The 23,395-nt window shown below is 70.4% G+C and carries 21 protein-coding genes; 11 read left to right on the top strand and 10 right to left on the bottom strand.

Features of this window, described 5'->3' with window-relative positions:
• Nucleotides 1–161: 161 nt before the first annotated feature.
• Nucleotides 162–1,040 carry a nucleoside/nucleotide kinase family protein gene (locus tag IW249_RS01765; RefSeq protein WP_196919200.1) on the top strand — a complete coding sequence of 293 codons (879 nt, stop codon included), beginning with the start codon at nucleotides 162–164 and terminating at the stop codon, nucleotides 1,038–1,040.
• A 35-nt stretch (nucleotides 1,041–1,075) separates the two neighbouring features.
• On the opposite strand, the gene IW249_RS01760 is transcribed toward IW249_RS01765, so the two are convergent.
• The 6 genes from IW249_RS01760 to IW249_RS01735 all read right to left on the bottom strand — a co-directional run bounded on the left by IW249_RS01760 (nucleotide 1,076) and on the right by IW249_RS01735 (nucleotide 5,107).
• Nucleotides 1,076–1,657, bottom strand: coding sequence for a dihydrofolate reductase family protein (locus IW249_RS01760; RefSeq protein WP_196919199.1), 582 nt, complete (start codon nucleotides 1,655–1,657; stop codon nucleotides 1,076–1,078).
• A 65-nt stretch (nucleotides 1,658–1,722) separates the two neighbouring features.
• Nucleotides 1,723–2,562 carry a helix-turn-helix domain-containing protein gene (locus IW249_RS01755; RefSeq protein WP_307788494.1) on the bottom strand — a complete coding sequence of 280 codons (840 nt, stop codon included), beginning with the start codon at nucleotides 2,560–2,562 and terminating at the stop codon, nucleotides 1,723–1,725.
• Nucleotides 2,563–2,617: 55 nt separating this feature from the next.
• Nucleotides 2,618–3,322 carry a TMEM175 family protein gene (locus tag IW249_RS01750; RefSeq protein ID WP_231392376.1) on the bottom strand — a complete coding sequence of 235 codons (705 nt, stop codon included), beginning with the start codon at nucleotides 3,320–3,322 and terminating at the stop codon, nucleotides 2,618–2,620.
• Between the two features lie 140 nt (nucleotides 3,323–3,462).
• A complete protein-coding gene (locus IW249_RS01745; protein WP_307788493.1) occupies nucleotides 3,463–3,822 on the bottom strand; it encodes a hypothetical protein in 360 nt (119 codons plus the stop codon).
• Nucleotides 3,823–4,017: 195 nt separating this feature from the next.
• Nucleotides 4,018–4,470 carry a hypothetical protein gene (locus tag IW249_RS01740; protein ID WP_196919196.1) on the bottom strand — a complete coding sequence of 151 codons (453 nt, stop codon included), beginning with the start codon at nucleotides 4,468–4,470 and terminating at the stop codon, nucleotides 4,018–4,020.
• A 16-nt stretch (nucleotides 4,471–4,486) separates the two neighbouring features.
• Entirely contained in the window at nucleotides 4,487–5,107 is a 621-nt protein-coding gene (locus IW249_RS01735; protein WP_196919195.1) for a dihydrofolate reductase family protein, read from the bottom strand.
• Nucleotides 5,108–5,485: 378 nt separating this feature from the next.
• Between IW249_RS01735 and IW249_RS01730 the strand changes: the two genes are divergently transcribed.
• The 7 genes from IW249_RS01730 to IW249_RS01700 all read left to right on the top strand — a co-directional run bounded on the left by IW249_RS01730 (nucleotide 5,486) and on the right by IW249_RS01700 (nucleotide 13,765).
• Complete coding sequence (locus IW249_RS01730) at nucleotides 5,486–8,251, top strand: AfsR/SARP family transcriptional regulator (protein ID WP_196919194.1); 2,766 nt, start codon at nucleotides 5,486–5,488, stop codon at nucleotides 8,249–8,251.
• A gap of 93 nt (nucleotides 8,252–8,344) precedes the next feature.
• On the top strand, nucleotides 8,345–9,064 hold the full coding sequence (locus IW249_RS01725) for a hypothetical protein (RefSeq protein ID WP_196919193.1): 720 nt from the start codon (nucleotides 8,345–8,347) through the stop codon (nucleotides 9,062–9,064).
• A gap of 43 nt (nucleotides 9,065–9,107) precedes the next feature.
• A complete protein-coding gene (locus IW249_RS01720; RefSeq protein WP_196919192.1) occupies nucleotides 9,108–9,992 on the top strand; it encodes a hypothetical protein in 885 nt (294 codons plus the stop codon).
• Between the two features lie 93 nt (nucleotides 9,993–10,085).
• Nucleotides 10,086–10,394, top strand: a complete 309-nt coding sequence (locus tag IW249_RS01715; protein ID WP_196919191.1) for a histidine kinase — start codon at nucleotides 10,086–10,088, stop codon at nucleotides 10,392–10,394.
• 98 nt (nucleotides 10,395–10,492) lie between these two features.
• Complete coding sequence (locus IW249_RS01710; RefSeq protein ID WP_196919190.1) at nucleotides 10,493–11,023, top strand: SigE family RNA polymerase sigma factor; 531 nt, start codon at nucleotides 10,493–10,495, stop codon at nucleotides 11,021–11,023.
• Complete coding sequence (locus IW249_RS01705; protein WP_196919189.1) at nucleotides 11,020–12,447, top strand: hypothetical protein; 1,428 nt, start codon at nucleotides 11,020–11,022, stop codon at nucleotides 12,445–12,447. The genes IW249_RS01710 and IW249_RS01705 overlap by 4 nt, the downstream gene beginning before the upstream one ends.
• Nucleotides 12,448–12,547: 100 nt before the next feature.
• Nucleotides 12,548–13,765 carry an Imm21 family immunity protein gene (locus tag IW249_RS01700; protein ID WP_196919188.1) on the top strand — a complete coding sequence of 406 codons (1,218 nt, stop codon included), beginning with the start codon at nucleotides 12,548–12,550 and terminating at the stop codon, nucleotides 13,763–13,765.
• A 521-nt stretch (nucleotides 13,766–14,286) separates the two neighbouring features.
• On the opposite strand, the gene IW249_RS01695 is transcribed toward IW249_RS01700, so the two are convergent.
• Nucleotides 14,287–14,871 carry a hypothetical protein gene (locus IW249_RS01695; RefSeq protein WP_196919187.1) on the bottom strand — a complete coding sequence of 195 codons (585 nt, stop codon included), beginning with the start codon at nucleotides 14,869–14,871 and terminating at the stop codon, nucleotides 14,287–14,289.
• Nucleotides 14,872–14,941: 70 nt separating this feature from the next.
• On the opposite strand from IW249_RS01695, the gene IW249_RS01690 reads away from it, so the two are divergent.
• Entirely contained in the window at nucleotides 14,942–15,436 is a 495-nt protein-coding gene (locus IW249_RS01690) for a hypothetical protein (protein ID WP_196919186.1), read from the top strand.
• 26 nt (nucleotides 15,437–15,462) lie between these two features.
• On the opposite strand, the gene IW249_RS01685 is transcribed toward IW249_RS01690, so the two are convergent.
• Nucleotides 15,463–16,650: an NAD(P)/FAD-dependent oxidoreductase gene (locus tag IW249_RS01685; RefSeq protein WP_196919185.1), complete on the bottom strand. Its 1,188-nt coding sequence runs from the start codon at nucleotides 16,648–16,650 to the stop codon at nucleotides 15,463–15,465.
• Nucleotides 16,651–16,732: 82 nt separating this feature from the next.
• Entirely contained in the window at nucleotides 16,733–17,677 is a 945-nt protein-coding gene (locus tag IW249_RS01680; protein ID WP_196919184.1) for an RNA polymerase sigma-70 factor, read from the bottom strand.
• A 193-nt stretch (nucleotides 17,678–17,870) separates the two neighbouring features.
• On the opposite strand from IW249_RS01680, the gene IW249_RS01675 reads away from it, so the two are divergent.
• A complete protein-coding gene (locus IW249_RS01675; protein ID WP_307788492.1) occupies nucleotides 17,871–21,371 on the top strand; it encodes a S8 family serine peptidase in 3,501 nt (1,166 codons plus the stop codon).
• Between the two features lie 166 nt (nucleotides 21,372–21,537).
• Nucleotides 21,538–22,131 (top strand): HD domain-containing protein, encoded by a 594-nt coding sequence (locus tag IW249_RS01670; RefSeq protein WP_196919183.1) that lies wholly within the window; start codon nucleotides 21,538–21,540, stop codon nucleotides 22,129–22,131.
• A 6-nt stretch (nucleotides 22,132–22,137) separates the two neighbouring features.
• Here the strand turns inward: IW249_RS01670 and IW249_RS01665 are convergent, their stop codons facing one another.
• The gene (locus tag IW249_RS01665; RefSeq protein ID WP_196919182.1) at nucleotides 22,138–23,358 is read right to left on the bottom strand and encodes an MFS transporter; all 1,221 of its coding nucleotides are present in this window, start codon (nucleotides 23,356–23,358) and stop codon (nucleotides 22,138–22,140) included.
• Between the last annotated feature and the right edge of the window lie 37 nt (nucleotides 23,359–23,395).

The following is a 23,395-nucleotide window of genomic DNA, read 5'->3' as shown; positions in this document are numbered from 1 at the left end:
TGCGGTAGGAGGTCAGGAGTGAGCCGTAGTAGCCGGCGGTTGAGCCGTCCGGGCCGGTCGGCCAGTTGTCGCTTATCGAGAACGCGAGGTCATCGAGGATCTCCGCGATGACGTCGGGTGGGCCGGTGGGCGCGACTCTCGGACCCGGATGGAGTGACGCCATGACGACGGCGGTCATGACGCTGGTTGCCAGGTGCGAGTCGGCCCCGAAGTACATGCCCGCATACGGTGCCTGGACCGGCCGGGGTAAGAAGTTCCGCTCCCTCTCCTTGATCCTCACCGGCCGCCGACAGAAGAACAAGACTGTTTCTTTGCCCGCGATATCGGCAGTCTCTGGTGGCATGGCCGCCGACAACCACCGTGTAGATCACGCTCGCCGCCTTTCGCATGTTCGATGGCTCGCCGGCGGCACCGGGTCAGGCAAAAGCACTCTCGCCCGAGCCCTGGCCGAGCGCTACGACGTGCTGATCTACGACGGCGACCGCGCGGAACGCGACTACGTCAGCCGGTGCACTGCGCACGAGCAGCCGTACCTCTGGGCGTTGCTGCAAGCTCCGTTGGCGCAGAATTGGAGCGGCCGCAGCGCTCAGGAGATCTTCGAGTCGATGCCGAGCCTGCACGGCGAGACGTTCGGGTTCGTCGTCGACGACCTACTCGCGCTGCCCACGGAACGTCCGGTCTTGGTGGATGATTTCCGGACTCTGCCCCGTGAGGTTGCTCCGTTGCTGACGTGGCCAGAGCAGGCGGCCTTCCTCCTGCCAACGCCGCAGTTCCGGGACGGGGCGTTGCGGGCTCGATTCGCCGACGATGCGAGAGCCCGAGCGAACTGGGGAGACGGCGACCACAGCGAGGCGCTCGCTCTGCGGCTGGCGCGCGATGAACTGTGGGACGCAGAAGTCCGGCGCCAGGCGATCAAGCTGCGTCTGCCGGTGATAACCGTTGATGGATCGTGTGAGGCCCACGACCTTGTCGATGACCTGGCAGCCCGGTTCCGTCTCGACCATCGGCAGCTCGTCGGACCGCCCATCTCGATTTCATAATCCCTCGGGCGAAGGGCGGCGTCCGCTCAGATCGGTCAGCGGCGCACCCGATAGCTCAGGTGAAGCACCCGGTTGCCCTGAATCACCACGTCAGGATCCTCCAGCAGGTGCTGCGCGTCGACCGACCCGAAGTAGCGCTTGCCGGACCCGAACACGACGGGTACGACGTCCATGCGCACCTCGTCGACCAGGCCCGCGGCAAGCACCTGGCCGCCGACGTCGCCGGCGGCGACCTCGACGATGCGGTCACCCGCCAGCTCCTGCGCCTTGGCCACGGCCGCCTCGACGCCGTCGACGAAGTGGAACGGCGCCTCGGGGGCCCAGCCCTCGGGCTTCGGCCGGTGCGTCACCACGACCACGTGGTCGACCCCGCCGGGAGGCTTCCCGTCCCAGCCGTCCGTCATGTCGAAGACGTGGCGGCCGACGATTGTCGCCCCGATCTGGTCCCAGTACGGCCGGGTGTAGTCGTAGGACGTCTGTGACACCTTCAACGCACCGCTGTCGTCCAACGCCACGTCACCGCTGAGCAACCAGTCGAACAGTGGTCCGGGCTGGTCGTTCTCGTCCGCGATGAAGCCGTCCACCGACACCGAGCTGTACATGACTACCTTGCCCACGGGCACTCCTCTGCTGGGGGGTGCCCTCACATTAGGGTTTCGTGGGCTGTCGCTCTTGTAAGGAATCAATCGGCCGGCAGCGGCCAGCCGTCCAGCACGTGGCCGGGATGTTCGCGCAGGAACCGCCGCCTGACGTCGACATATCGCGTCGGCGTGAGGCCGGTGAAGGCCCGGAACTCGTGGCCGAAGTGGGCCTGATCGAAGTAGCCCGCGCTACTGGCGAGGTCGGCCCAGTCGACCGGTTCGGCAGGGTTGATCGACAGCACGGTGGCGGCGAAGCGGTAGGTCCGGGCCAACCGCTTCGGCGTGACGCCGATGACCTCCTTGAACCGCTGTGCCAGGTGAGTGCTGCTGACAGCGGCGGAAACCCTCAGGTCGTCGATGGCCACCGCCCCGCTGGTCGCCGCGATGACGCGGCTCGTATGTCGGACCAGCCCCAGGCCGGCCGTATCGCCCAGCCGTCGCATCAGCTCATCCTCGAGCAGCGTCAGCATCTCGTGCAGTCCCTCGGCCATGGCCAGCCGGTCGCGCAGCTCGGCAATGGCGGGCCGGCCCCAGACCTGCTCCACCGTCACCGGCTGGTCACGCAGTTCGGATGCGGGCATCGGCAGGAACGGCGCCAGCCCCCATGGCTTGAAGTGCACGCCGACGGACCGGGTCCGGAGGGGGTAGCCGAAATCGAATGCGCGGGTGGGCGTGGTGACCACGCAGCCGTCGGCGTACTCGGCCGCCTCGGCGTCGGTGCCGGCACGAATGAGGAACGGCGCCCCGAGGTTGATGATGAGCAGCGCCGCCGGACTTGCCGGCAGCGTCAGGCGGGCGTACGGCGGCGCACCCTCCAGGTAGTAAAGGTCGTCGATCAGCCCGTCCAGCGGCGGTCGCGGCACTCTGGACACGTACTCCACGCGCACAGTATCGCCGGCATCGCGCGCCGGGATGGTCCAGCCACGCTGCAACCAGCTATGGGTCGCCGAGACTCTGCTCGCGAGTGCGCTTGATGCTGGCGACCTCGCCTTTGATCGGCAGCCAGTAGAAGGGGATGAACGCGGTGACCACCACGAGGCCCACGACCGGATGAAGGGCGCCCAGCGCGGTTCCGGCGGCGATCCAGATCGGCGCGGGGCGGAAGCGTCTGCTGATCGCCCGGGCGGTGTCGTTGTCTGTGGTGGAGGTCAGCAGGCGACGGCCAGATCTGGCGTATTCCCAGATCACATTGAAGAGGATGGCGGCCAACTCGTAGGTGGCGCCGTAGAAGATGAGTGCAGTTCGCTTGCCGTGGCCGGACTCGAACGCGTGGGCCAGGAGGGACGAGGCGAACGGCAGGAACGCGATCACCATCAGCAGCAGGGTGTTGAGCAGGAGCAGCATGCGGTCGGCGGAGCGGATGTGGTCGAACATGACGTGGTGATTCACCCACATCTGCCCGATCAGCAGGAAGGTGATGGCGTACGCCACGTACGAGGGCCACAGGTCGATGAGGCCGCGGAGCAGGTGTTCGGTGTCCTCCGGCGGCTGGATCTCCAGGACGAGCAGGGTGACGGCGATGGCGATGACCGCGTCGCTGAAGATGACCGCCCGCTTCGGATCTCGTTCCGCACCGATCGGGTTGCGAGATCTGGTTGCGCCCTTCGTGGGGGCGCCGCGAGCCGCGCGGAACCAACGCATGAGCCTCCCCCAACGGTGAGAGCACCCGGGTACCCCACCGCAGGTAGGGCTGCCTGCGGTGGTCATCGAGACGCCTTCCGGTGCCGCCGGTTTCCCGCCGTCGCGTGAGCCAAACCGGCTATGGAAACTGCCCGCGACGATCAGGTGGCGGGGGTGGTGGCAACGACCTCGCGGACTGCGCGCTCGTACTGGCTCCGCTCGAATACGAATGGGCCGAAGTCCCCGTAGTCGCGCTCACGGCGGTAGATCTGGGAGAAGCCGCGCCAGATCACCGAGTGCTCTGTGGTGATCACCTGGGCTTCCAGCGGCCAGCAGCCGACCTCACCGCAGTCGCAACCGAGGAGTGCGATCACGCCGTTCTGCGACCGGTAGGCGAACTCCGGTCGTCCGCTGAGGTAGGCAGCCAGATCACCGACCTTGAAATGATCGAGAACGATCCCGGCATACGCGCCGGGCACATCGTGGCCGGCGGCGTGCTCGAAGCCCGAGACCAGGTCCACCAGGCTCACCTTGTCGACGTACGGCAACAGCTCGCGCGCCGGGTCGGGGCCGTAACCCCACGGACGGACCTCAAAGCGAACCTTGCGTATGAGTGGCTGGGCTGGCACAGGGACAAGTCTGCCGCAGACCGCCGTCTGGTCGTGCAGTCCGCATCTGGTCCGCAGGAGGTCGACAGACAGAGCGGTCGGTGGGCGTCAGCCGATGTTGAGCAGCAGAACCTGGTCGTCGCGGAGGTCGGAGATGCAGTCGCGCAATACCCTCAAGGTGTCCAGACCGGCCGCGCCGCTCTCCTCGAAGTCCACCCCCATCTCCTCGAAGTGGGCGACCAAATCTTCCTCGCGGTGCTGGGCGGGGTCGAGCTGATCCGGTAGCCCTGGGGCTGGAGTGATGAGCGTGGTCAGGCCGTACGCGCTGTTGATGGCCTCCGACTCGGCATTGAACTCCGACTGCTCCACGTCGATGCCGCGCTCCTCCAGATAGGTCAGGACGTACAGCATGCAGTAGCCGGACCAGTCGTACTCCTGCCGCGTCTTGCTCCCGTGTTCCGCCAGGTAGGTGCGGAACGACGACGGCGATGTGCGGGCCAGGCGGGCCAGCTCGGCGATGCTGTCCTTGGGGACCACTGTCAGTGAGGCGATAGCAGACAACGCATCCTCCGGCGGGTCAGGAGAGCACGCGGTAGGTGACGTGCAGGACCGTGCTTGCCGCCCGCGCCGTCACCTGTTCGAGCTTCAGCGGCGGGACACCCTCGAACAGCCGCACACCGGTGCCGAGGGTGAGCGGCACGATGTGCAGCCGCAGTTCGTCGACCAGACCGGCGGCGAGGTACTGGTTGATGGTGGTCGCGCCGCCGTGGATCAGGATGTCGCCGCCAGCGGCGGACGCGCGGGCCCGCGCGAGCGCCGACTCGATCCCGTCGGTGACGAAGTGGAAGGTGGTGCCGCCCGCCATCGGCTGCGGCTCCCGTGCGTGGTGGGTGAGCACGAACACCGGCTTGTGGAACGGTGGGTCGTCACCCCACCAGCCGTTCCACTGCCGATCCCACTCGCCACGCACCGGGCCGAACATGTTGCGCCCCATGATGACCGCCGAGGCCAGTGTGGTCTGGTCGAGCTCGGCCTGGTTCTCCTCAGCGGCGTCGAACATCCAGGCGTGCAGCCCACGGCCCCAGCCGTCACCGCCGTCGTCGCCGAACGGGCGTTCCTCGCTCTGGTTGAGCCCGGCCGAGTACCCGTCGACGGAGATGGTCTGGTCGACGATCACCTTGCCGTTACGTGTGGTCACAGCGCTCTCCATTGGCGACTCGTGGGCGAAGGGCCAGCCTACGGCCACCCCTGAACGGGCTGCGCTCGAACGAACATGAAAAGCAGCGCGGCGGCCATCACCACGGGGGCCAGGGCGCACGCGACACTCACCACCACCACCGTGACCCGAGAGCTGGGGTCGGTCTCGGTCTCGCGTTTCGGGAAGGCGTACACGCCGACCAGGAGGAGCACGACGCGACGCGCCGCAGCCGTGGGCCCATTGGCGCACCTCCCTGCCGTAGTGCGCTAGACGGTAGCTCCCGGAGTCCGTTTCTGGTGCCCCGTGGATCGTGTCCATTACGCGACGAATAGATCGAGTTTGCTGCGCTGGGGACGTTAGTTTGATTCGGTGATGTCGATGACTGGCACGGGCGTGCGCGTCAGGCTGCTCGGGCCGGTGGAGGTGGTCGTCGCCGGCAGTCCGCAGGCGGTGAACGGTGTGCGCCGCAAGGCGGTACTGGCGACGTTGGCGCTGCACGCGGGCCGGGTGGTCAGCGTCGACCGGCTCCTCGACGTGGTCTGGGGCGACCAGTTGCCGGCCACCGCGGCGAACACGTTGCAGCGTCACGTGTCCTACCTACGCGGGGTGCTCGGCGAGCCCGGATCGATCGTGGCGCGCCAGCCCGGTTATCTGCTCGACACCGGGCCGGATTCCACGGATGTCCAGGCCGCCGAGCGCCTCATCGAGCTGGCCCGGCGGTCGACGGACCGCAACGAGCAGGTGAAGCACCTGACGGCAGCTCTGGCACTGTGGCGGGGCCCACCGCTGGCCGACGTGGCCGGGTCGCCCTGGCTCGAGGAGCAGGCGGAACACCTGGCCCGCCTGCGGTTGGAGGCCGAACGGTCGCTCGCCGAGGCCCGGCTGTCCGTCGGTGAGCACGCCGGGCTCATCCCCGGATTGGAACGGCTGGTCCGACAGCACCCATTCGACGAGCACCTGCACGCGCAGCTGATGCTCGCCCTGTACCGCGACGGTCGGCAGGGCGATGCGGTCGCCACGTACCGGCGGCTGCGCGACAACCTGCGGGAGAACCTCGGCATCGACCCGGGGCCCCGGCTACGGGACCTGGAGTGCGCCATCCTGCGCCAGGACACCGCGATCGCCGCACCCGCCCCGCTTGCGGCGACGCCGGTCGCGGCGCAACTACCTCCCCCCGTACCCACCTTCACCGGACGCGACGCGGAGCTCGCCGCCCTCGACGCGCTGGTCGACCGGGGCGGCGCCGTCGTGGTGTCCGGGACCGCCGGCGTCGGCAAGACCGCGCTCGCCGTGCACTGGGCGCACCATGTGGCCGACCGTTTCCCCGGCGGGCAGCTCTACGTCAATCTGCGCGGCTTCGACCCGGGGGCCACACCGACCGAACCGGCGCGAGCGCTGCACGGCTTCCTGGAGGCGCTCGGCGTTCCGGCAGCACGGATGCCCAGCGACCCGGACACGATGGTGAGCTTGTACCGCACGACGGTGGCGGGCAAGAAACTGCTGGTGGTGCTGGACAACGCGCGGGACGCCGAACAGGTCCGGCCGCTGCTGCCCGGCTCGCCGGACTGCCTCGCGATCGTCACCAGCCGCGACCAGCTCATCCCGCTGGTCGTCACGGAAAGCGCCCAGCCGGTACCCCTCGACCTGTTGAGCCCCGGCGAGGCCCGCGACATGCTGGTCCGCCGGCTCGGGGAGCGCCAGGTCGCCGCCGAACCCGGCGCGGCCGACACCATCGCCGACCGGTGCGCGCGGCTGCCCATCGCCCTGGCCATCGTCGCGGCCAGAGCCGCCACCAACCGGCACTTCTCGTTGGCCGCCGTCGCCGGAGAGCTGGGCGACCTGGACGCCTTCCGCGCAGGCGACGAGGCCACCGATGTCCGGGCGGTCTTCTCCTGGTCGTGTCGGACGCTCAGCCCACCCGCGGCCCGGCTGTTCCGGCTGCTGAGCCTGCATCCCGGCCCGGACGTCGCAGCCCCGGCCGTGGCCAGCCTGGCCGGCGTCGACGGCCAGGCGACCGGTCCGCTGCTCACCGAGTTGACCCGGGCGAACCTCTTCACCGAGCACACCTACGGGCGCTACGCGTTCCACGACCTGCTGCGCGCGTACGCCGCCGATCTCGCCGACGAGGCTGAGCCGCCGGCCGAGCGTCGTGCCGCCATGCACCGGCTGCTCGACCACTGCCTGCACACCGCCCACGCCGCCGACCTGGCGCTGCACCCGCACTTCAGCGCGATCAGCCTTCCGCCACCGCGGGCCGGCGTGACGCCGGAACGCCCGAAGAGCCGGTCGGCCGCAGCGGCGTGGTTCACCACCGAGGTCCCCGTCCTGCTCGCCGCCGTACCGCTCGCGGCGCGGTCCGGCTTCGAGGGGCACGCCTGGCGGCTCGCCTGGACCATGGCCGGCTTCCTGCACCGGCAGGGGCACTGGCAGGACTGGCTCGGCACGCAACAGATCGCCCTGGCCGCCGCGTCCCGCATCGGGGATCAGGCGGGGCAGGGCCACGCGCACCGCAGCCTCGGTCTCGCCTGCTCCCGGCTCCGACGGTACGACGAAGCCGACGACCACCTGCGGCGCGCGCTCGACCTGTTCACCGACGTCGGCGACGACGCCGGACGGGCGCACACCTGCCTGAACCTCGGCCAACTGGCGGAGCGGCAGGGGCAGCACCAGCAGGCGCTGCGTCACTCCCGGCGGGCACTGGCCCTGTTCCGGGGCACCGGAAACCGGGCCGGGCAGGGGTACACCCTCAACGCGGTCGGCTGGCAGGAAGCATTGCTCGGCAACTACCACAATGCCCTCGAATCGTGCGGCGAGGCGCTGCGGATGTTGCAGGAGGTGGACGACGTCCAGGGGCAGGCCGACACTTGGGACAGCCTCGGCCACGCCCACCACCAACTCGGGGACGACCGGCGCGCGATCGCCTGCTACGAGCACGCCCTCGAACTCTTCACGCAGGTCAACGACAGGTACGCCGAAGCGAGCACGTACGTCAACCTCGGCGGCAGCCACCGGGCCCTCGCCGACCTCGCCGCCACCCGTGCCGCGTGGCGCCGAGCCCTGACCATCCTCGACGAACTCGGCGATGCCGACGCCGACTCGATCCGCGCCGACCTCCAAGAGCTCGACGCCACGCGGCTGCACTGACCGCCTCGCTTTCAGCGCCGTTTCCGGGGCGCTTCAGCGCGGCCCGGCACTCTTCGGACACCAGTTTCTTCCGCAGCAGGAATGGAGCGTTCGATGAGTCTTTTGGCACACCGCCTCGCGGTGATCGGGGTGGTCAGCGGGACGGTGCTGGCCATGTCCTCCGCCGCCGTGGCCCAGACCGACAAGCCGCCGCAGAAGGGCGCCGACTGCGTCGTCCAGCACGTGGACGACCGCGGCAAGATCCTCCGCACCGAGACCGCGTCCGAGGGCCGGGAGTACGGCGCGTTCCGCTGCGTCGCCGGGCAGTGGACGTTCGCCTGGGCGCCGTTCGGCGCGGACGACATGATCACGGCCGACGAGATCCAGATCAACCCGGCCGGTGACGCTTCGGTCCGACGGTTCACCGGCCCCGCCCTCGGCAACGACCTCACGGTTGGCGAGATGACCGGCATCGCCCAGGCCATCAGCGGCAGCCGTGAGGTGCTGATCGACCGCGCGATCGTGGCTGTCGACGACGGAAAGGAGCGAACTCCGGCGCAGGTCGCGGCGCTGCTGGCCGGCAAGGACGACACCGGGGTACGGGTGCTGGACATCATCGACAAGCCGAATGCCGCCATGTCGACGAAGGACGTCATCGACGAGGCCGGCGGAACCCCCGAGACGACAGTCGTCTACTTCAGCATCTGGGGCGCGATCAAGTCGGCGATCGCCTGGATCGTGGACACGATCGGCGACATCGGTGAGTGGATCGACGACCACTGCGACCTGGGGTCCCCCAACGACTTCGGCGACATCGTCACGTGTCGCTGGTAGCCCGTCCCACCCGGCCGACACCGATCACCGAGATGAGGACAGGATGACAACTCTGCGGGACATCACCAGACGCGCCACCATCGTCACGACCGCCCTGATCGTCGGGCTGACCGCTTCGTACGCCCCGTCGCAGGCCGCCGAGGGTGACGCCCGGACGACGATCACCGACCACCCCGGTGCCCCGGGCACCATGCTTCAACAGTTCGAGGACCTGACCGGCCGGCCCGTCGGCGACCTGGACAAGGTGCTGGCCGTCGACACCGGCGGCCGGAACCTCACCGGCGACCAACTCGCAGCACTCGCCACCGGTAAGCAGGTCGACGGGGTGAAGGTCGTGGGCACGATCCCGGGCAGCCGTGACGTCCTCGACACCACCATGGCCGACCTCGCCGACGGGGCGTACGACGGCCGGGGCGACGGCGGGACGGCGACGTCCCTGCTCTTCGCCTCGTCCACCCCCGACGGGCGGGAATGGTGCCTGACCATGTGCGTCGCCTCGGGCAAGTCCATCTGGGAATGCCTGCTGTCGCGCCGTACGGGCGACCTGATCCTCACCCTGAACCTCGCCGGCAGCACCACGATCGGTGGAACGAAGGCCGCCTTCGAGAAGGCCAACGGCGTCGCCGTCGAGGGCCCGTACACGGTGGACACGCTGATCGGCGACGGCGAGCCCTCGGCGGACGAGATCAAGACGCTGCTCGACGGCAAGGACATCCAGTCGATGCGCCGGGTGGCGACAGTGGACCGACCGGACCCCGGCTGGGCACTGGCCGACATCGCCGAGAACTCCGGCGTCGTGTACGCGAAGACCAAGGCCCACATCTTCACCCTCAACCTGCCGTTCCTCGGGAAGCTCCTCGTGGTCTGCATCTCGCAGGATGGCGGGAAGACCTGGAAATGCTCGGCCCGCCAATGGGACGGGTTCTAACCGGTAGACCGTCCACGGTCCCGCTCCGCATCGACCTCATGGGTCGACGCGGAGCGGGATTCCGCGCTTGAGCGAGCCGCTCATACTCACATGATGATCAGCAGCGACCCCCGCGTCCCTTGGCCGCCTCGGGCGTCCCACCCGGCAGACAATTCAACACTGCCGCTCTACATGGTCCTTTTCTTCCTCCTGGGCGTCTTTAGCTTCGCGACCTACGGGCTGAGCGACGGCGAGGGAGCGCTCATTCTCGCGAGCATCATCTCGGGAGTGTTCTTCGCGTGCTTCCTGATCCTCTTCGCGATCTACTGGGTTGGATACCTGCTCAAAGGACACGCCAGTTGGCTGGCCGAGCGCCAGGCTGATTCCGATGGGCCGTCCACGGGTCACCAACCGGAGGCGTGAGCCCGGCGAGCGATCTTCCACTCAACCCCGGACGCCGCAGGTGGCGTCTCACTCTGCGTCCGCACTTAGACGCGAGGTGGACGCGACCTGGAGGTGGCGTGAGTCGGCACGACGACGACGAAGAGTTTCGGCTGTTCGTCCAACGGCAGTGGGGGTCGCTGCTCCGAACGGCCTACCTGCTGACCGGTGACCGGGGGACCGCCGAGGACCTGACGCAGTCGGCGTTGGAGAAGACCCATCGGCGCTGGGGGCGGGTGCTGCGCAGGGACGCGCCCGAGGTCTACGTACGCCGGGCGATGGTCAACACGGCGATCTCCTGGCGGCGTCGGCGGCGGCCGTTGGAGGTGCCGCTGCTGACCTTCGACAGCCAGCCGACGCATGACGCGTACGTGCAGGTGGAGCAGCGGCAACTACTCCTCGCCGCTTTGCGGCGGTTACCGCCCAGGACGCAGGCGGTGCTGGTGCTGCGCTACTTCGAGGACCTCAGCGAGGCGGACACCGCCAAGGTTCTCGGCTGCTCCGTCGGCGCGGTGAAGAGCCAGGCGTCGCGCGGGTTGGCCCGGCTGCGGAGCGACTTCGCCCCACCCACCGCTCAGTCCCCGGTTCGGATCGAGGAGGAACTGGCATGACCGAGAGCTTCGCTCAGTCGACTGTCGGTCCCGCGCTGCGGCACGCCGCGCGCGGCGTCGACGTACCCGAGGACCCATGGCCCGGGTTCGCCCGCCGCGAGCGACGGCACCAGCGGACGCGGCTGGCCCGGACGGCGGTGGCCGCCGCGGTCGGGGTCGCGCTCGTCGGGGTCCAGACCAACGTGGTTCCGCTGCCCGGATGGGCCCCTGGCATCGCGGTCGCCGCCACTCCGACGGCGCTGCTCGACGCGCCAGCGCGGGGGGCGCTGGCCGGGGACCAGGCCTGGCTGGACGCACTGCGGGCGCGGATCAGCACCGATCCGCCGGTGAGACTCGACGCCCCGGTGGGTGCCTGGAAGATCGGCGACCGTGACCGGATCCGTCTGATCTACGGCAGTGACCAGCCGGGCCACCGGGTCGCGCTGGTCGCCGTGCCGCTGCGGTTCGGCCTGCTGACCAGGCAGGCACTGGTCTGGTACGTGGGCCCGGCCGGGGCCGGTGCCCAGCAGATGCGCTACGGCGGCCACAGCGAGGGTGACGACCCGGTGATGACATTGATGCGGGCCTACCCGGACCGGGCCGGGTTCGCGGTCGCCGTGGGTCCGGCCGAATCCACAGTGACGATCAGTGGCGAACCCCGGTACACGTCGAGGGGGACTGTGGAGTACCAGGACATCGCCAGGGCGGACGGGGCAGGTGTCGGGTTCGCCGTCCTGCCTCGCGAACCGCTTCCGCACGAACCCGTCGTCCGGGTCAGCCGCGGCGACCGGGTTTTCTTCCAGGGCGGTCTGGGCGGCGGCCCGTACGCCGGGCTCGATCCGACCGGGCCGGAGATAGACGCCCTGCTCACGGGCGCTCGCCAACCCGCCCTCGGTACGCCGCTCGACGAGGCCAACCTGCGCAACTTCGTCCACACGGCACTTCAGGACAGCCACCTGCCGGCCGTCGGCACGACGGTACGGGTGCGGTGGTCGGGCCGCGATCACGGCCAGGCCGCCGCGCTGCTCACCCTGCAACCGGCCGGCGGCGGAGTGATCGCGTACGCCATGCACGGCGACGACCGGACCGGTTGGTGGACCGACCTGCGGTTGCTGTTGCCGGCGGAGGGCGTCGACAAGCGACCGATCGGCTGGCGGGTCCGGACCGAGGACGGCGCCCGGCCTCCCACAGGCCAGGTGCGGGTGATCGCCCCGCCGGACGCGGCCCGCGTCACGGTGACGGTCGGCGGCGCACCCCCGGCCACTGTCACGCTCGACGGGTCGAACGCCGGCACCACCCGGGTATCGCCGGATGAGCCGGCCACTCTCACCGCGTACTCCAGAAATGGTGGTGTCCTCGGGACCACGCCGTTGCCTCCGGTGGAGACGGCCAGCGACGCCGGAGGTCTGCCGGGCGACAGCCCGGCCACCCGGGTGACACCCTGACGCAGCGGCACGCGGGCCGAGCCGTCCCAGGACGGCTCGGCCCGGGCCGGTCTCTAGGATCGACAGCCTTGACGGAGAAGACGGTCCACGGGAGCGCGTGGTGACGATCGAGGCAGAACGGCCAGCTGACCGGCTCGCCGACATCGTCGAGCGGGCCGAGGCCGTCCTCGTCGACTTCGACGGTCCGATCTGCCGCCTGTTCGGCAGCAGGGCCGCGCCGCGCATCGCCGCCGACCTGCGTCAGCTGATCGTCGGCCGGGGCGTCGTCCTGCCCGACGAACTGCGCGACGGGGACGACCCGCTGGAGCTGTACCGCGCGACAGCTGTGTTCGCGCCCGAACTGGTGGGCGTCGTCGGTGCGGCACTGGCGGCGGCGGAGATCGAGGCAGCGGCATCCGCGGAGACGACGATCGGAGCCTTCGACGTGGTCGCGGCATGCCTGGCGACCGGGCGTCCCCTCGCCATCGTCAGCAACAACTCCGCCGCAGCAATCGGCGCCTACCTCGGGCGCCGCGACCGGGCCCGCTACTTCGCCGCCGTCATCGGTCGGGGCGAGCACCCCGATCTGCTGAAGCCCAACCCGGCGCCCGTTGTGCAGGCCCTGCAAGAGCTGAAGGTCGCACCCGATGCCGCTGTTCTGGTCGGTGACGCGGTCACCGACGTCGAAGCCGCCCGAGCCGCCGGTGTCGCCTGCATCGGGTACGCCAACAAACCCGGCAAGGCCGAACGTCTCGCCGCCGCCGGTGCCGACGCGGTCGTGACCGACATGACCGACCTGGCCCACGTCCTCGCGCGTACGCGCACGCCGGTCAGTCTGCTGCCGTGGGTCGATTCGGGCGGCGGGCCGCTCATCGTTGTGCCGACGACAGCGCTCGGCGAGTGGAAGGGCGCGTCGGACGACGACGATGACTCCTGGGGTGACTACGACCGGGCCTGCCGGGTCGACGGTCACGTGGGGGTGATTGAGGTCGGTGCCGACCAGGCGCTCGTTCTGGCCGACGAACCGGCCTCCACCACGTACCTCCCGGACCGGCGGATCTTCGTGCGGTGGCTCTACGCGGCCTCGGAGGCAGAGGTCGTCCGCCTCGTTCCCCGGGCGGTCGAGATCGCCGACTGGGAAGACGCGGGTACGTGGACGACCAGCGGGCCAGCCGAGTTGTTCGACTCCGCCTACAGCGGCGACGGGCTGGAGCACACCACCCACCTCACCGCGGACCTGGCGCGTGGCACGTACCTGATCCGCACCGCGTTCGTGCAGCCCGACAAGAGGACGGCGCTGATGCTGGTTCACCTGGTCGCGCGGAAGCAGCCGATCTGAGCGCCCCGAACAACTCCGGACAGACCCGTGAGCAGCCCGGACAGGACGCGGCTGTACGGAACAGGCATCGACCGTAGCGGACGCCGAGCTGGCGTCAATACGCTGATGTCCGGTCACCCGGGACGCTGGCCAGCAGGATTGGGTGACGAGTTTCGCCGATACGTGGGGGCCCCAACGATCCGTCAGCGCTGTCGCCTATCCAGACGGCAGCACACACCCCTTGAGAGGGAGACTTCATGCGAATCCGTCGTGTTATCTACGCAACGGCCCTCGGCGCCATCCTGGCCGTCACCTGGATGGCCGCGCCAGCTCAAGCCGGTTGGGGTCACGGCTGGTAATCAGCTTCGGGCGAATGCGGGCGGGCCGGCGCCCAGCGGGACTCCGGCCCGCCCGACAACGCCACGCGGCCGGACTTCTGCCGCGTCGTGTCGTCGGGGTGAGGTACATCGCCTGCCGGTATCACTACGGGGACAGGTAGCAGTGACCCCGGGCTCAGCAGACGAGCCGATCAAACCGTCCGGCTACGAGTCGAGCCTGGGCTCGCACATGAGCAGGGCGTCTTCCTGCCAGGCGCTTCCGACGAGAGCGACCGGGTAGCGCACCTCTCTGAGCCGCTTGTCCTCGGTCTCGACGGAGAACCGCATCGACAACGGCTCCGGCTGGAACGCGGTCGAGCAATCCAATTGCAGGTCGACGAGGATCTGGCCGATGCCGCCCGGGCGTACCTGCCGGGCCTGACCGATCGCGCGCACCTGGACGCCCAGCCTTTCCGCATGGACGGCGCGAATCGTGATCGGCGCGGGGCCGGTGTTGATCATTGTCAGCTGCCCGTTCAGCCGGACGGTTCCCCTGGAGTTCGAGCCTCCCGAATAGCCCGACTCGGGTAGGGCCACGAGGGCGACCACAGTGGACCGCTCGCGCTGTGCGCGGGAGTCTCGCAACTCGCCGACACCGATGCCGCCGAGCACCACACCGATCACGAAGGCGGCGACGAGTTGAAGGAGCGTCTTCCGACTGTTCGCGACGTTCCGCTGAGTGATGCCACTGCGTTCGACCGGCTCATGACCGTGTTCGTCGAGATCGATCAACACTTGTTCCGCCGCCATTGCGACAGCCTAGGGCTGGCTCACGGCCGGTCAGGAGGCGGCCGTGCGGACCTCTGACACAATGCGATCCGTGGATGGGGAGCAGCAGGAGCGCGCCGTCTTCATCGCTGAAGCCGAGTTGCTCGAACAGCGGCACGACTCCTGGGCTTCACTTCAGCGGAGGCAAGCCGCGTTTTGGCAACGCTGGAACACCCTGACCACTGTCTCGTCGGCGGTCCTCGCAGGCGCGTCGGGGGCGGCCGGGCTGGCTTCCGCCGAGCTGGGCACGGCAGCTGCGCTCGCGGCCCTGGTGGCCGCCGGCCTCGCCTCGGTAGCCAGCAGTTCCGGGGCCGCCCACCGCAGCGAAGTGGCGTTCACCTCCGCTGCGGCCAACCAGTCCCTGGCCGACCAGGCCAGGGCCTTCCGGACCATCTGGGCGCCACACCAACCGCTGACCGATGTGCGAGCACGGTTTGCCGAGCTCTCCCATCAACGTGATCAGGCGGTCACCAGCGCAGCGTTGAAGTTGGGCAGGCGGTCGTTGATGCGGTATCTCCAGAGGAACGCGCCCTCGGTAAGCCCGTGAGGACGCGGCTGTGCCTCAGCCACCTGTCAGGACGCGGCCGTGCGGATCTCCGTTCGGGTCGGGACGACGCGGTGGCGGCGCACCGGGTAGAGCACCGGGTGGGAGATGCTCCAGGCGGCGCCCGTGCAGACGAACTCCTTGTACCGGGCCGCCAGCTTCCCGGTGAGCTGGGCCGGCCTGGCCCGGTCGTCGGCGGTCACGTACTGGATGATGCCGTCGCGGCGGCCGAGGCTGATGCACTGGTTGAAGTAGCGCAGCGGGGCCTTGGGGAACTTCGCCCGACCGGTCAGCCGTGCGGCGATGGCGTCGGCGGCCTGCCAGGCCATCGGGATGCCCGACGCGCAGGACATCCGCAGTGGCTTGCCGCCCGGCCCTTCGGCGATCGCGGCGTCGCCCACCGCGTACACCTCGGGGTGTGAGACCGACCGCATGCTGGCGTCGACAATGATCTGCCCGGTGTCCGCGACCGCCAGGGTCGTGGCGGCGGCGATGGGGTGCACGGCGAAGCCGGTCGTCCACACTGTCACCTGGGCCGGGATCTCCCGGCCGTCGCGGGTCACGGCACCGGCCGCCTCGACCCGCGCGATGTCGGCGTGCTGGTGCACGGTGATGCCGAGCCGGTCGCAGACGCCGCGCAGGTGCTGCTGCGCCTTGCCGTTGAGCCAGTCGCCGAGCCCGCCACGGGCGGCGAGCGCGACGTCGAGGTCCGGTCGGGCCTCCGCGATCTCGGTGACCGCTTCGAGGCCGGTGAGTCCCCCGCCGACGACGAGCACGGTCCCGCCGGCCGCGAGGTGGGCGAGGCGGTCGCGCAAACGCAGCGCCGAGGACCTGCCGGCGATGTCGTACGCGTGCTCGGCCACCCCGGGAACGCCATGGTCGGCGGTAGCGCTACCGAGGGCGTAGACGAGTGTGTCGTAGGCGATCTCGTCGACGCCGTGGTCGTCGGCGAGCGCGACGGTCCTGCGGTCGACGTCGACGGCGGTGACCCGTGCCAGCCGAGGCGTGACTGCGGTGCCGGCGAAGACCTCGCTTAGCGGGCGGCGCTTGAGGTCCTGCCCGGTGGCGAGTTGGTGCATACGGACCCGCTCGACGAAATCCGCGTCGGCGTTGACGACGGTGATCTCGGTGTCGTCGGCGTGCAGCCGCTTGGCGAGGCGCCCGGCGGCCATGGCTCCGGCGTACCCCGCTCCGAGGACGACGATGCGGTGCTTCATGGTGGCACTCCTGTCTCGGTGGTGGTCGCTTCCTGAACCGGACAGCGACGCGATTCCTGACAGGAGCCGGCTATGAGCTGGATCACCAGACGTGCAGGGTGGGCTCCTCGTGCTCGGAGGCCGACCACTGCCGGGTGGCGCGGGCGAGCTTGTCGGGGTTGACCTGGTTGTGGATGGCTGTGACACCCTCGGGCGTCACCTCCACTGACATCACGCCGATGACCCGGTCGTCGATCACGACCACCACCGCGGGGGCGCCGTTGGCGGTGGTGACGTACATGGCCGGGCTGCCACCGACCAGGTCCCGTTTGACGTCGGCCGGTTTGAAGAGGCCACGCAGGAACTTCGCCACCGCCAGCGCGCCGACGATCGGCGCGGACCGGGCCGGGATCTTGCCGCCGCCGTCGGCGGTGCTCGTCGCGTCGTCGGTCAGCAACGCCACCAGTCGCTGGATCTCGCCGTTGTTGGCGGCCGTGAGGAACTCCGCGACGATCTTCCGCGCGGCGGTTTGGTCGACCTCCGCCCGGGCCCGCTCCGCGGTGACGTGCTGCTTGGCACGCCGGTAGGTCTGCTGGCAGTTCGACTCGGTGATGCCGAGGATCTCGGCGATCTCACCGTGCGAGTAGCCGAAGGCCTCCCGCAGCACGTACACCGCGCGCTCGTTGGGCGACAACCGCTCCAGCAGGGTGAGCACCGCCATCGAGACCGATTCGCGCTGCTCGGCGGTGTCGAGCGGGCCGAGCATCCGGTCCCCGGCGAGGACCGGCTCGGGCAGCCAGGTGCCCACATAGGTTTCCCGCCGGGCCCGCGCCGAGGTCAGCTGGTTGAGGCACACGTTGGTGAGGACCTTCGTCAGCCACGCCTCGGGCGTCTCGACGTGCTCCCGGTCGGCGCCCTGCCAGCGGAGGAAGGTGTCCTGGACGGCGTCCTCCGCGTCGCTGGCCGAGCCCAGCAGGCGGTAGGCGATCGCCTCCAGGCGGGCCCTGGAGTGCTCGAACAGCTCGACCTCGTCCGGACTGAGCGGCATGGCTAGACAGTATCCACGCGTGTCGCGCCGCCTGTCGCCGAATTGACGTGACGCAACGTGGCCAGGACGGCCCGATTGTGCCGTTACGCGATCTCTAGAACCTTGGTGCCACCCGCTTCCCTACTGCGCAGGAGTCGCGTTGCTCGTCAATTCGATATTGGCCGTACTGACGGCCGCCACGATGGGCGTCCCGGTGCCCATCACACCGGCCGCGGCTGCGACCGCCCCGACCGCCGGGTCGCCGTCGCGTACGGTCACGCTCATCACCGGCGACCGGGTGACCGTGACCGGCACGGCGGTGACCCGGGTGGAGGCCGCCGCAGGGGTACGCATCAGCACCTTCGGCGGCGAGACGTACGCCTATCCGGACGCCGCGCTGCCGTACGTCGCGTCGGGCCTGCTCGACAACGACCTGTTCAACGTGACCCGGCTCATCGCCGACGGTTACGACGACGCGCACGCCGACCGGCTGCCGCTGATCGTCGAGTACGCGGCCGGCGCCCGGGCGCTGCCGAAGAGCGCCGCCGAGGTACGCCCGCTGGCGAGCATCGGTGGCGCGGCGATCACCGTGGCGCGCTCGCGGGAGTTCTGGTCGACGGTCGCCGCCCCGGGGACGTCGATGCGGGGCGGTGTCTCGCGGATCTGGCTGGACGGCAAAGTACGTGCCGCGTTGGCGGAGAGCACCGCGCAGATCGGTGCGCCGCAGGTGTGGGCTGGCGGGGACACCGGCGTGGGCGTGGACGTCGCAGTGCTCGACACCGGCGTCGACCGGGAACACCCGGATCTGGCCGGCCGGATCGAGGAGGCGGCGAGCTTCGTTCCCGGCGAGGAGGTGACCGACCGGCACGGGCACGGCACCCACGTGGCGTCCACCATCGCCGGTACCGGCGCGGCGTCGGGCGGTGCCGAACGGGGTGTGGCGCCGGGCGCCGACCTGCACATCGGCAAGGTGCTCAACGACCAGGGCGAGGGCCAGGACTCCTGGATCATCAGCGGCATGGAGTGGGCGGCCCGCACCGCCCGGGCCCGGGTGGTCAACATGAGCCTTGGCGGCCGTCCGACCGACGGAACCGACCCGCTCAGCGCCGCAGTCGACCGGCTCAGCGCCGAGACCGGGACGCTGTTCGTGATCGCGGCCGGCAACAGCGGACCGGACGTCGTGACGGTCGGCGCGCCCGGCGCGGCCGCGTCGGCGCTTACCGTCGGCGCTGTCGACGCGCAGGACCGGCTGGCGGTCTTCTCCAGCCGTGGCCCGCGCCACGGCGACAACGCGCCCAAGCCGGACATCACCGGGCCGGGCGTCGACATCCTGGCCGCCAGGTCCCAGTACGCGGCCGAGGGCGAGGGCGCGTACCAGACAATGAGCGGCACCTCGATGGCCTCGCCGCACGTGGCGGGGGCGGCGGTCCTGCTCGCCGCAGCGCACCCGGAGTGGACCGGCGCGCGCCTCAAGGACGCGCTGATGAGCACCAGCAAGGGCACCCCGCGGCATCCGCTGGAATGGGCCGGAAGCGGTCGCGTCGACGTGGACGCCGCCGTGCGCGCGACGGTGTTCGCGACCGGCACCACCTTCGCCGGCCTGCGGTGGCCGTACTCACCGGGGCAGCAGGCCGAGCAGACGATCACCTACACGAACACGGGAGATCGGGCGGTTACGCTCGACCTGACGGTGGCCGGACAGGCGTTCACGCTGCCGCGACGGCAGGTCACCGTGCCCGCGCGGGGAACCGCCACGGCACCGGTGATCGCGCCGCTCGACCCGATGCCGGACGGCACGTACGCCATCGGATCGGTGACCGCCACCGGGCCGGACGGCATCTCCCTGCGCACCGTCGTGGGTCTCAACCGGGAGGCCAAGCACGCGAACCTCACCGTGACCGGCAAGGGCCCGGACGGCAAGCCGCTGAGCGGCGTCCTGATCGTGAAGGACGTGCTGCACGACACCGTCCCGAAGGTCTTCGAGGTGGACGCCGGCGGAACGCTGAAGGTGCGCCTCCCCGCGAGCACCTGGGCGATGTGGATGTACGCCGACGTGCCGGGCGCCAACGGACCGCACTCGCTGGGCCGTGCCGTGCTGGTCGCGCCCGAGGTGGTCCTCGACAGCGACCGCGAGGTGGTCCTGGACGGCCGCAAGCTGATCCAGGCCCGCGCGGTGACCCCGTCGCGGAGCAGCCTGGCGCAGCTGCGCGTCGACCTGTTCCGTTCCCACCCCGGCAGGTACCCGTTCGGCGACGACTACGTGGTGGGCCCGCAGTACGACAGCATCTGGGCGACGCCGACCGGGCGGAAGGTCGTCCAGGGTGACTTCACCTTCGGCACCCGGTGGAGTTCCACGCAACCGCCGCTGTCGCTCACCGTGGCCGGCGAGCGCTTCGACGATCTGCTGCCGCAGTCCGGTTCGGCGAAACTTGCCGAGGGCGTCTATCGGCGGGGCGCGGTGCTGATCCCGACGGGTGGATCGTTCGCTCCGGCGCGCGGCAAGGTGGCGGTCGTCCGGTACGTCGACGTTCCGACCGCGATCGCGCAGGCGGACGCCGCCCACCAGGCCGGCGCGACGATGCTGCTCATCGTGAACACCGGTGGCGGTCGGTTGGACGCCTGGTGGGAGGTGGGTGACCCGAGTACGCCGCTGCCGGTCGCCGCCATCGCCCGCGACCAGGGGGAGCGCCTGCTGTCTCTGCTCGGGCGGTCGACGGTCAGCGTGGAGTCGCACCCTGAGCCGCGCTACGTCTACGACCTCAACCGTTGGCACACCGGCGCGATCCCCCCCGACCTCACGTGGCGACCGCGCGAGCGTGACCTGGCCCGGGTGGAGCAGGACTTCCGCAGTCGCAGTGCCGGCACGGGTGTGCTGACCCGCGGCGACGCCCACCCCGACCGGCCCGGCTCCGCCCTCATCGGGCCGATCCTGCCCATCCCGGCCCAGGGCCGGCGCACCGACTGGGTGTCCGGCGGCGCATGGCGGGAGCAGGCCGGTGTGCCCGAGATGACCATCCTGTCGGACACGCACACGTATCCGATCGGTCGCACCACGAACACCTCCTGGTTCGCGCCGGTCGGTCGGCCACGCCTCTTCGACGACGGCCCGTTCCCAGCACCGTCGCGGATCGGTGACCTCGTCGGCGTCTTCGGCCTCCCCGCCTTCGGCGATGGCGACCCGCACCACCAGGGCATGCTTGCCCAGGGTGCCACCCAGACGACTGCGCTCTACGAGGGCGGCACCGAGCTGGCCAAGGCCGACGGGGACTCCCTGGTCGCCGAGGTCGGTACGGCGGCGAAGTCCCTGCGGATGGTCGCGCACACCTCCCACCACGGCAGCGTGACGCCGTACAGCACCCGCACGGACACCGAGTGGACCTTCCGTTCACCCGCGCCGAACCTGGAGCACGTGGAGCCGACCCCGCTCGACCTGGTGCAGCTCGACTACCAGGTGACGACCAACCTGTCCGGGGTGGCGTCGCGGCATGCCCGCCTTGAGGTCACCGCGACCCGGATCGACGGCAGGCCACTCGGTGCGGCAGCCAGCGTCGAGGTGTCCTACGACGACGGCCGCACCTGGCGCGAACTCGGCCGCGCCGGCACCCTCGACGCCCCGAAGTCGGCCCGGTTCGTCAGCGTCCGGGCGACCGCCACCGACGCCGCGAAGCACGGCTCCGTCACCCAGACGGTGATCCGCGCGTTCGGCGTCCGCTGAGGTGATCCCGGCCCGGCCCAGTCCACGGGCCGGGCCGGGGTCAACCCGTCCCACCGCTCGCGCCATGATCAGGTGATGAAAAGTAGCTTTGAGCGCCGTTCCTGACCTGTTTTCCATCACATGATCAACGGATCGCATGGCGGCGGTTGGTCGTATCCTTGCCGGGGTGACGTCCGATTCGTTGCGCCGCGCCCTCACCGCACCCGCGGACCCGCCGCTGCGGCCCCTGCCCGACCGGGTCGTGGCCCTGCTGGAGGCGCTGGACGCGCCGCCACGCCTCGCCGCGCACCTGCGGGCCGTGCACGACGTCGCCGCGCAACTCTCCGACGCGCTGGCGCACCGGTTCCCGCAGCTCTCGTTCGACAGCGAGGCGGTGCTCTTCGGTGCCGCCACCCACGACATCGGCAAGGTCCGGCACCCGGAGGAGCTGTCCGGGCCCGGGTCCGCGCACGAGCCCGCCGGCTACGAGCTGCTGCTTCAGCACGGCGTCGCCGAGTCGTCGGCCCGGTTCGCGCGCGACCACGCGTCCTGGCACCGGGACGGCATCGACGTCGACGACCTGCTGGTCAGCGTGGCCGACAAGGTGTGGAAGGGAAAGCGGGTCACCGACCTGGAGGAGTTGCTCGTGGACCGGCTGGCCGGCGTCACCGGCCGTGAGCGGTGGTCGGTCTTCCTCGACCTGGACGACATCCTCGACCAGATCGCTGCCGACGCGGACCGCCGGCTCGCCTTTCAGGCAACCCATCCGGTACGCGGCTGACCCTGGTCAGCGGCTCGCCGGACCCGTTCTCGCCGTTCGGCGCGGCGGGGGCACGGTCGGTGTCTCGTCGGACGACGTGGACCGGCGGTAGAACGTGGCCGCTACCACGGCTGTCAGGCAGATCGCCGCGGCGGCGACGAGCGGCGGGCGGGCGCCGAGGTGGACGGCCGCTGAGCCGAGCGGGATCGCCGCGACGAGGGGACCGAACATCGCGGTGTTGGCCGACGCGGAAACTCGTCCCAGCAGCGCCGACGGTGTGTGGGTCTGCACGGCGGTCACCGCCGCGACCAGGGTCCAGGGCAGCCCGACGCCGGCCACCACCGCCCCGACTACAGTGGCCGGCCACCACGGCAGGCAGCGCGCCAGGCAGCCGACCGCGAACAGCGCCGTCCCGGCGACACCGACGGCACCGGCACCTTTCGCCGCGATGAGCCGGCCGACGATCAGGCCGCCGAGGATGGAACCGGCGCCCTGCGCGCTGGCCAGCACCCCCAGGAACGTCGTCGGCAGGCGCAGCTCGGTGACGACGACCGCGTAGATCCCCGCCGTGGTGAAGCCGGACATGGCGATCGACACCGCGGCGAGCACGACCGGCAGCCGTGTGGCCCGCTGTCCGAACAGGACCACCAATCCGGTACGCGGGCCGCCTCCGCGTTCGGTGGACTGGTCAATGGGTGTCCGGGTCAGGCGGAGCACCGCGTACAGGATGGCGACCAGGACCGGCATGGCCGCGCTGAGGACCGCGACCGCGTGACCGCCCCGCCACGCGTAGAGGCCAGCCCCGGCCAGGGGAGCGACGAGCTTCATGCCCTCCTGGGCGCTGGAGCGCCACCCGTTGACGTGGCCGAGTTCGGTCGGTGCCAGCGCCGCCGGCAGCAGCGCCGTCTCGCCGGCGTCGATCAGCACGTAGCTGACGCCGTAGGCGCACGAGACGGTGAAGATGAGCCAGGTCTGCCCCGGCCCGCGTACGGCGAGGAGTGCCAGCAGGGCGGCGGCCAACATGAGGTTGACGGCGATGACCAGCGGCCGTCGGGGCGCGAGGTCGAGCAGACCGCCCAGCCACGGGCCGGCGAGCACCGGGGCGTACACGCAGAGCCCGGCGAGGGCGGCGAGGCTGGTGGAGTCGGTGAGGTCGAGGATCCAGATGCCGGCGACCAGGGACATCGCGCTGCTGCCGAAGCCGGACAGCAGGGAGATCGCCACGAACAGGCCCGCGTTGCGACGCATGAGCGCTCCGAGTTGAGTCGAGGTGACTCACACTCTC

The sequence above is a fragment of the Micromonospora vinacea genome (assembly GCF_015751785.1).
GTDB lineage: Bacteria > Actinomycetota > Actinomycetes > Mycobacteriales > Micromonosporaceae > Micromonospora > Micromonospora vinacea.
The sequence above is the reverse complement of the archived record's forward strand: the minus strand, read 5'-3'. Positions and strand labels throughout refer to the sequence as shown.